Raw genomic sequence first — 8,739 nt, 5'->3', positions numbered from 1 at the left:
CCGGATTTCAACCGCTAATGCGGTTCAAATAAAGAAATCTGAGGACAACAACGATCGGAAGATCGATCCCGTGACCGTAGGCATTGTTTTGAGAGCAGCCTCCTCCCCACAACAAAAAACCGCAGTCGCAAAAACTGCAGCCTAATAATGATCTCCTATAGGCCCTGCCGGGCCTCGCTCATACGAACCCGCCAACAGGTCACCGCGGTCATCCGGTCGCAGGTTGTTGCCCTCGTCTCTTACGAGTCCATAAAGATCAGATCGTATAGATGACGCCACGTCTCCCACTTCCATACATCGGCGCGATCGCCTTCGCCCAGCATGACGTAGCCAATAAATGCGCCGCCTACCAACGCGAGTATGAGCAATATCGGTACGATACTTTTGCGCAGAACCCATAGCAGCATGCGCACGACTAAAGGGAGCGGCTTGTATGCCGGCTCTTCCTTCTCCGCAGCGGTACGTTTACGAGTGACCTGGCTAGCCGACACTTCTGCTTCTGCTTCCGCCTCAGGCTCCGCTGACGTGCGCCATTCGCTCCGCTGCGCCGCCTCTTCATTGCGGCGCCGCTCTCCGGAGGCGATTCGCCCTCCGTCATGACTTTCCCTGTTCATCCTGTATCTTCCCCATCTCATCAGGCACGCAGACTGTTGGCCAACCCCATCATCGTATCGCTTGAGGTCAGCGCCCGCGCGCTCATTTGATAGGCCCGTTGAACGATCATTAACTCCGACATTTCATGACTGAGGTTAACGTTGGACTGCTCCAGATATCCTTGCATCAGAGCAAGCCGGTTGATCTCATCCGGCACCACGGCACGCACCACATCATCGACCTCCAGTCCGTCAGCGACGACGAACAGGTTGTCTGCTGTGGGCGACAACACGCCAGGCTTCATGGGCTGCACTAATTTTACCCGCCCGAGCTCGATGATGTCAAATCCGTCGGACGACACCGCCTGCACGCGGCCCTCCTGACTGACCCGTACGCCATAGCCATCAGGTACTACAACACGGCCTTCCGTAATGTTGCCTGCCGCATCTGGCGGGCGCTGGACGACCAGCGGATAGCCTTCCTTGGTGGCGATGATTGGGGTACCATCCTGGTCCAGCGTCAGCTGGAAAGCGCCGTTGCGCGTATAGGCCCTTGTACCCACTTCGTCGGTAATCACCTCGAACAACGCATCGCCCTGGATCGCCAGATCATAAGGATTGTCCGACTTTTGCACCGGCCCCTGGGTCATCACAGGCTGTATCATCGTCAGGCGCGAGCCCCAGCCTTGATTAAAGCCGAGCGGCGTCAGACGGACCGGCTGCTCGAACGCCTCGCCCTGCTGCTTCATGTTGGTGAGCAGGTCCTCGAAGGTGGCGTCTTTGCGCTTATACCCTACCGTGTTGACGTTGGCGATGTTGTCGGCGAGCAGATCGAGCTTTTGCTGCAGGCCATTCATCGACACCATCGCATTGATCATTGAGCTGTTCATCCCGTACCTCCCTGATGGCTAGATTCGCCACGCATATCGGCGCTAGACGCGTCCGACCTCCGTTACCGCCTTCTCCAGACTGCGGTCATAGTATTGCACGACCTTCTGATTAGCCTCGTAAGCGCGGAGCGCTGCCATAATATCGATCATGGACTGTCCGGCATCGACGTTGGAGCGCTCGACGAACCCTTGACGCACCTCGTACCGGTCGCCCGCAGCGATCGGCTGAGCGAGCGCCGCATCGCCCTCCAGACGGAACTTGCTGTTGCCCTCGCGGATCAGCAGATTCGGATTCTCGATCCGCGTGATCAACAGCTGGGCCCCGGTGTCTGCGCCAGTCGACGAATCGACGAAGCGTTGGTCGGCGGTCAGCGTCAGCTGGTCGATCGATATCCCGGGCGCGAACTGGATCGGCGCGTTGCCTGTGCCCATCACTGTGGAGCCGTCAGAAGTCACGAGGAAGCCTGCATCGTTCAGCGTGAACTTGCCGTCCCGCGTATAGCGCAGCTCGCCGCTCTCATCCTGCACCGTGAAAAATGCCTGCGGCTGAAACGTCACCTCGCCGTTTGGTCCGACGAACTTGCCGGAGGCGTCGAAGGCCATCCCAGGCACCGCCAGGTCGGAGACGATCGCAAAATCGGAGGCGCGGTACGTCTCCGACATATCGCCCTGCAGATGGATCGAGAGGCTCTCCTCGGCGAAGACGCCAGTATTGATTGTGCCGATCTGCTTGGACTTCTCGCCCTCCACGCCGGTCAGCGAGATGAGCATATCCGGGAAGGAACGACCAATCGCATTGACTTGTTTGAAGCCCGGCGTATTGATATTCGAGATATTATTAGTTACCGTATCATGTCGACGCTGCTGCGTGACCATCCCCGCAGCCGCCGTATATAGCCCTCTTAACATCGGGTTGCACCTCCGGCATGCTTGTCCGCTTATGCCTCGTGCAGGCGCAGACGCTTGTCCCTATTATATCGGCAGCAGCGCGGCAAATGATTAGGCTAAGAGCCTAACCGAGCTTTTTGGCCACCCGATCGAGGTTGTCCAGCATAATACCAGAGCCCTTGACGACGCAATGGATCGGATCCTCGGCGACCAGCACCGGCACCTTCAGCTCCTCGGCGAGCAACGTGTCCAGTCCGCGCAGATAAGCGCCGCCGCCCGTCAGGATGACGCCCCGGTCGATGATATCGGCCGACAGCTCCGGCGGTGTCTGCTCCAGCACCGACTTGGCGGTCTGTACGATCGCCGTTACCGAATCCCATAACGCCTCGCGCACTTCATCGGAGTGGATCGTCACTGTCAGCGGCAGTCCCGACACCATATCGCGGCCGCGGATGTCCATCTCGTCCTTCTGGCCGTCATGGTACACCTTGCCGATCTTCATCTTGATGTCTTCGCTTGTCCGCTCACCGATCATCAGCTTGTACTTGGTTTTGATGAACTTCATGATCGCTTCGTCGAACTTGTCCCCTGCGATCTTGATGGAGGAGGCGGTGACGACGTCGCCCATCGAGAGGACGGCTACGTCGGTTGTCCCACCGCCGATATCGACGACCATGTTGCCACTGGGCTGGAAGATATCCATTCCAGCCCCGATGGCAGCAGCTTTCGCCTCTTCTTCCAGGTAGACCTCTCTGGCTCCGCTCCGCTCGGCGGCCTGCCGGATCGCCTTTTGCTCTACGGATGTGATATTGGTTGGCGCGCAGATGAGGATGCGTGGACGGCTGTACCAGGTTCGTCCGCCGATCCGATCGATGAATGATTTCAACATAATTTCGGTAATTTCAAAATCGGCAATGACGCCGTCCTTCATCGGACGGATCGCGATAATATTGCCTGGCGTCCGGCCGACCATCCTGCGCGCTTCCTCACCTACTGCGAGCACGCGTCGTGTATCGCTTTCGATCGCGACGACCGAAGGCTCATCGAGCACCACGCCTTTTCCTTTGACGTGAATCGCTACATTCGCCGTGCCCAGGTCAATTCCAATATCCTTGCTAAACATAAGGCGTAAGTCCCCCACCATTCGTTAGATTCGGTCAATTGGGCATTAGATGCCCATCCTGGAAGTTAGTTCGATACAGCGGGGCGAAAATCCTCTATTTTTGCTGAAAAAACGTCAGATTTTTGCAGCCGCGAGCACCTCCCGCTTTTTGCCGCTCGTTTTCTTGTATTTGATCTTCGTCGCTTCCCCTCCCCTCAAGTGCCGGATCGACTTGTGGTATTCGAGAATGTGCTTGACCTGATCGGCCAGGTCCGGATTTATTTCTGGCAGCCGCTCGGTCAGATCCTTATGCACAGTGCTTTTGGAAACCCCGAATTCCTTGGCGATCGTCCGTACCGTGTGCTTGGTCTCCACGATGCAGCGGCCGATTTTTATCGTTCTTTCCTTGATGTAATCGTGCACGTTCCCGCCTCCCCTACTCGAGATAGTTTGGTACAGTATATGAGGGGAGCGGGTAGATATTCTTTATTGCCAAGCCTGACAAGCTTTATTGTACAAATATTTTCATTTTTGCAGACGTCAAAGCGGCAGAGACTCGCGTCTCTGCCGCTCTTCGCGTCATTCACCCGTTTATTTGGGCAGCGGGCTGCTCGTTATTCGGGCAGCAACGCGTCAGGGTTGATTGCTTCGCCGTTTTGGCGAATTTCGAAATGAAGGTGGTTGCCCAGATCCTTCTCGAGCTCATTGCGCCCCGACTTGGCGATGATCGTGCCTTGCTTCACCTCGTCGCCGGTTTTCACCGTGACGTCGCTTACGCCTTGGTAGATCGTGACGACGCTCTCGGGGTGCGTGATCTCGACGATATACCCGCTGACCGGATGCTGTTCGACATGGCTTACCTTGCCGCTCATCGCCGCCAGGACGTCGAAGGGCTGGTCGTCCGCTTGCGTGAAGTCAATGCCCATATGCGCGGTGAACGTATTGCCGACCTGCACCATCGCTGCTTGCCGCTCCTCTTCCGAAGCTTGCGCTTCATAGAACGGAGTTGCGATGACGAGCTCGTCGCGGTTCAATACCGGCCATTGCATCGTTTCGTTGCCTGCCAGTACCTCCAGCGTCTCTTCGTCGATGACGCCCGGCTGTTCGCCAGTCTCGCTGCTGCCTTCTGCGGCTTCTTGACCAGGTTGATTATCCTCTGTCATCTCTAGTTGGCCTGATCCCTGATAGAGCCACATTAAGGTTACGATAATTGCTGCCGCCGCCATGAAAGCTGCTGGGGAAAACCATTTTTTGGCGAGCAGCCGCTTCCACGAAGATGCGCCGGCAGTGGAGCCTCCCGGATTCGATTTGGGAGTTTCCTGACCATTGGGTTTGTTTTCTTCATTCATCTTCCATCACCTCACTAGCCATTGTTGCCAGAAGCTCGTGATTTATACGTGAGGCGTTTGCTAATTTTATAGAGTGTCAAAGGGCAGGCCGGGCACCGGCTAGAACTCCTCCGGTAGCTTCGAAGCTTGTTCGATCTTCACCCCGGTATAGTAGTGTTGCAGGATCTCCTTCGCTTGCTTGCCCGCCAGCGCCATGCCATTGGCCCCCCACTGGCTCATGCCGACGCCGTGACCGTACCCGTAGGTCGTAAAAGTAATCTCGCCGTCCCCGGTCGACCAGACGAATTGACTCGAGGCGAGTCCCAGCTTCTCCCGCACCTGCCGACCCGTGAATGTCTTGCCGCCGATCGACATCCGCTTCACCCGGCGGCCCTCCGTCTGCTCCAGCACCTTCATCTCGCGCTCGGCGCCCTTGCGTACGCCCAGCTTGCGCCGGAACTCTGCCAGAGTAAGAGTGACCGCTTGCTCGTAGCGAGGCGACAGCGCCTCGTCCCACGGGCTGGCTACGCTGCGGAGATAGGGAAGGCTTTGCGTCCAGTAATCCTCTGAATTTTCGGTATAGCCATTGCTAGTCGAGAAAAAGGAAGCTTCGATCGGCTGACCATTGTAGGTCATGATCAACCCCCGGGTCTCCTGCACCGCTCGCGTCAGCTTGGCCAGCGCCTGCGCAGACTCCTCCTCCGGCCAGCGGTCGCCCAGCTGTCGCAGCGGAACATAGACCTGATCAGCGACCGTGTCGCTGACATCGCCGCCCTTGACGCCGCCCGAGCCGCCAGCGGCCAGTTGCTTCACAATATAAGTGCGAGCTGCGATCGCCTGCGCCTTGAGCGCCTCGAGCTCAAAGTCTACCGGCATCTCCCCGGCCAGCACGCCGCGCACATACAGCTCCAGCGGCACGCGCTCGACGCGTTCCTCTGCGCTGACATAGACCTCCACCCGCAAGGCATCGAGCGCGCTCATCTGCCGGGTCAACGTCTCCTCCGCAGCAGCCAGCTCCTGCTGCGCCTGCGCCCGCGCGGACGCCTGATCCTGGCCCTGCCCCGACTCTTGCACTACCGCGCCGGATGGCTGGGGCGGCTGCCCGCCAGGGCCCCCCATCGATCGGAGCGCTAGTCCTGCCAGCAACACTAGCAACGCTGCGCCGACACCCGCAGCAGCCGACCACTTCCACAATCTCGAACCTAGTACCATACGCATGCGATTCTCCCTCCCGATTCGGAAGACAACGAAGCAGCGCTTCGACCGGCAAGGTCAGCGCTTTGGCTTGGATTGTCCATAGCGTAGTCTATGGACTTCGTTACTAGAATAGAACAGGACTCGGGAGATTCGCGCAAGAGTCCGCTTCAGCCGTCGGCTTTGAACCAAGCAAAAACGACTTCGTCGTCCTTCCAGGACGTGCGAAGAGCTTTGTCGGAGATTTAGAAGCCCATTTATACACGTGAAACTTATAATTTCTTATAAATGCAAAAAGACGGACCTGATCAGGTCCGCCTCTTACGGGTGGCTTCTTATTATGTAAGGAGTACTTAGGCCCAGGTTGGTTGAGCTTTCAGTACGGCCACGTCTTTGTCGCGCTTGCTGCTGTCTGCCGGCTTGGCGGATGCAGCGATGACCGGCTTCTTGTCGACGTCTGCGCCGAGATCGCCGAGCATCGTCACGACAGCCTCCTCCACCGCATCGACGGCCGGCTCGGCCTCGACACGCCGGATGTCTGCGCCGAGCGCAGCCAGCTTCTCAGTCAAACGAACATAGCCGCGATCCACATGGTGAATGCCTGTCACCTCGGACTCGCCATCGGCGCGCAACGCTGCACAGATCAGAGCAGCTCCCGCGCGCAAGTCCGTCGCGCATACTTTGGCTCCGACCAGCTTGGTGCCGCCGCTCACGATGGCTGTCCGGCCCTCAACCTTGATGTGCGCCTGCAGCTTTGTGAATTCCTCCACATGCATAAAGCGATTCTCGAACACCGTCTCGGTGACGACGCTGGTCCCCTCGGACACCATCAGCAACGCCATCATCTGCGACTGCATGTCGGTCGGGAAGCCAGGATGGGGCAGCGTCTTGACGTCGACCGACTTGAGCGCCTGCTCAGCTTGGACGCGGATGCCATTCTCGTCCTCGATCACGCTCACGCCCATCTCCTGCATCTTGGAGATGACCGGCGCCAGATGATCGGCGATCGCGCCTTCGACATAGACATCGCCGCCAGTAATCGCCGCTGCGATCATGTAGGTGCCTGCCTCGACGCGATCCGGGATGACGGTATGGTCTGCGCCATGCAGATCCTCCGCGCCCTCGATGCGGATCATGCCGGTGCCAGCGCCGCGTACAGTCGCTCCCATGGCGTTGAGGTAGTTCGCCAGATCGACGATCTCCGGCTCCTTGGCCGCATTTTCGATCGTCGTCGTGCCCTCGGCCAGAGCGGCCGCCATCATAATATTTTGCGTGGCGCCGACGCTGGCTACGTCGAGATAGATCTTGGCGCCGCGCAGACGTCCGTCCGTCTTGGCTTCGATGTATCCGTGACCGAGGTTAATATCGGCCCCCATCGCTTCGAAACCTTTGAGATGCTGGTCGATCGGACGCGTCCCGATCGCGCAGCCGCCTGGCAGTGAGATGCGCGCCTGCCCCATCCGTGCCAGCAGAGGGCCCATCACCAGGAAGGAGGCTCTCATCTTGCGGACCAGCTCGTATGGGGCCTCATGGGAGGTCAGTGTCGTAGCATCTATGTTCATGGCTTCGGTTTCGTCGTTATAGGTCAGCTCGGCGCCCAGGCAAGCGAGCACCTTTTGAATATTCGTGACATCATCCAGCAACGGCACATCACGAATCACGCTGTTCCCCTTGGCTGCCAGCAGAGAAGCTGCAAGAATTGGGAGTACGGAATTTTTCGCGCCGCTTACTTTTACGGTTCCTGATAGTCTCTGCCCACCGCGGACGACTATTTTACTCATTCATTATTCCCCCCGCGCGCTGTCAAAGCAAAATTCACACAACAAACTCAATCATACCATTTATTACTTCTCATCGACAAGCGCTTTTTGTTTTTTAGCTCTCTGGCACCATTCGACACGATTCACATCGTTGACAGCGGAGCCCGACACCATCGGACAACCGTTACCCTCTCGTCTCCGTCATGTATTACCCATTGTTGACTTTTTTAACGCAGCTTATTCGACAATCCACCGCAGCATTCTTGTCCATTCCAGATAGTCGAGGATAAATCGCGCCAGCCCATGTCCGAGCACGACAGCCAGCAGCAGCTGGAGCATACGCGCTTGCGGACCGCGCGGCTGCTTGAGCCATTTGTCCAAGCTGATGCCCTGGACCACATACCAGGCAAAGGTTACGCTCAGCAAGGCGATGACGAGCGACAGCAGACCGTCAAAGCCGACCGAAGCTGTAATATTGGTTCGATTGATGATTGATCGCCTCCGTCCTGCATTACGAATCGAGCGTCCGATGCAACAGCGCCGCGAACTCGGCGCGGCTAGCCGACCGCTGCGGATAAAACGTATCGCCGGGGAATCCGGTGATCCATCCCGCACGCTTGAGCGCCGTCAGGGACGAAGCCGACCAGTGGCCAGGCTCGACGTCAGTGAACGGCGGCTGTGCGGCTTGTACGACAGGGAGTCCTGCCGCCGCTCTGAGCATCGCCGCCATCTCGGCCCGACTTACCGGTCGATCCGGCAGGAACTTCCCGCCGGGATATCCCGACACCCAGCCGTTGCCGGCTGCCGCAGCGATCGCCCCATGCGCCCAATGTCTGCCCGGCACATCGCTAAACGCCGCGCTCTGACTGCCGCTCGGCCGATAGGCCCGCACCAGCATCGCCACCGCTTCGGCGCGCGTCACCTGCTCGCCCGGCTTGAAGCGATCGTCGCTGTAGCCGCTCACGATGCCTTCCTTACGGAGCG

At 58.3% G+C, this 8,739-nt stretch carries 10 protein-coding genes; all 10 read right to left on the bottom strand.

All coding sequences use genetic code 11. The annotated features are described in order from the left end of the window. Positions 1-239: 239 nt before the first annotated feature. Entirely contained in the window at positions 240-614 is a 375-nt protein-coding gene (locus tag PA598K_RS38515) for a DNA-directed RNA polymerase subunit beta (protein ID WP_260405755.1), read from the bottom strand. A gap of 20 nt (positions 615-634) precedes the next feature. Continuing rightward, positions 635-1,483 carry a flagellar hook-basal body protein gene (locus PA598K_RS34285; RefSeq protein ID WP_128661202.1) on the bottom strand — a complete coding sequence of 283 codons (849 nt, stop codon included), beginning with the start codon at positions 1,481-1,483 and terminating at the stop codon, positions 635-637. A 42-nt stretch (positions 1,484-1,525) separates the two neighbouring features. Continuing rightward, positions 1,526-2,392, bottom strand: coding sequence for a flagellar hook-basal body protein (locus PA598K_RS34280; protein ID WP_128661201.1), 867 nt, complete (start codon positions 2,390-2,392; stop codon positions 1,526-1,528). 103 nt (positions 2,393-2,495) lie between these two features. After that, positions 2,496-3,494 (bottom strand): rod shape-determining protein, encoded by a 999-nt coding sequence (gene mreB, locus PA598K_RS34275; RefSeq protein ID WP_128661200.1) that lies wholly within the window; start codon positions 3,492-3,494, stop codon positions 2,496-2,498. A 114-nt stretch (positions 3,495-3,608) separates the two neighbouring features. Beyond that, positions 3,609-3,896 (bottom strand): sporulation transcriptional regulator SpoIIID, encoded by a 288-nt coding sequence (gene spoIIID, locus PA598K_RS34270; RefSeq protein WP_128661199.1) that lies wholly within the window; start codon positions 3,894-3,896, stop codon positions 3,609-3,611. Positions 3,897-4,087: 191 nt separating this feature from the next. After that, positions 4,088-4,822, bottom strand: a complete 735-nt coding sequence (locus PA598K_RS34265; RefSeq protein WP_128661198.1) for a M23 family metallopeptidase — start codon at positions 4,820-4,822, stop codon at positions 4,088-4,090. A gap of 99 nt (positions 4,823-4,921) precedes the next feature. After that, positions 4,922-6,019 carry a stage II sporulation protein D gene (gene spoIID / locus PA598K_RS34260; protein ID WP_128661197.1) on the bottom strand — a complete coding sequence of 366 codons (1,098 nt, stop codon included), beginning with the start codon at positions 6,017-6,019 and terminating at the stop codon, positions 4,922-4,924. A 329-nt stretch (positions 6,020-6,348) separates the two neighbouring features. Continuing rightward, positions 6,349-7,776: a UDP-N-acetylglucosamine 1-carboxyvinyltransferase gene (gene murA, locus PA598K_RS34255; RefSeq protein WP_128661196.1), complete on the bottom strand. Its 1,428-nt coding sequence runs from the start codon at positions 7,774-7,776 to the stop codon at positions 6,349-6,351. A 216-nt stretch (positions 7,777-7,992) separates the two neighbouring features. Continuing rightward, a complete protein-coding gene (locus PA598K_RS34250; protein WP_260405754.1) occupies positions 7,993-8,370 on the bottom strand; it encodes a DUF1146 family protein in 378 nt (125 codons plus the stop codon). After that, on the bottom strand, positions 8,267-8,739 hold a 473-nt coding region (locus PA598K_RS34245), incomplete at its 5' end, for an S-layer homology domain-containing protein (protein WP_148092036.1). The genes PA598K_RS34245 and PA598K_RS34250, both read right to left, overlap by 104 nt.

This window comes from Paenibacillus sp. 598K, from assembly GCF_003851045.1.
Taxonomy (GTDB): Bacteria; Bacillota; Bacilli; order Paenibacillales; family Paenibacillaceae; genus Paenibacillus_D.
The sequence above is the reverse complement of the archived record's forward strand: the minus strand, read 5'-3'. Positions and strand labels throughout refer to the sequence as shown.

Excerpts from the sequence above, each read along its gene's own strand:
- PA598K_RS34265 (WP_128661198.1), bottom strand. The coding sequence starts at position 4,822 with ATGAATGAAGAAAACAAACCCAATGGTCAGGAAACTCCCAAATCGAAT.
- mreB (WP_128661200.1), bottom strand. The coding sequence starts at position 3,494 with ATGTTTAGCAAGGATATTGGAATTGACCTGGGCACGGCGAATGTAGCG.
- spoIID (WP_128661197.1), bottom strand. The coding sequence starts at position 6,019 with ATGCGTATGGTACTAGGTTCGAGATTGTGGAAGTGGTCGGCTGCTGCG.
- murA (WP_128661196.1), bottom strand. The coding sequence starts at position 7,776 with ATGAGTAAAATAGTCGTCCGCGGTGGGCAGAGACTATCAGGAACCGTA.
- PA598K_RS34280 (WP_128661201.1), bottom strand. The coding sequence starts at position 2,392 with ATGTTAAGAGGGCTATATACGGCGGCTGCGGGGATGGTCACGCAGCAG.
- PA598K_RS38515 (WP_260405755.1), bottom strand. The coding sequence starts at position 614 with ATGAACAGGGAAAGTCATGACGGAGGGCGAATCGCCTCCGGAGAGCGG.
- PA598K_RS34285 (WP_128661202.1), bottom strand. The coding sequence starts at position 1,483 with ATGAACAGCTCAATGATCAATGCGATGGTGTCGATGAATGGCCTGCAG.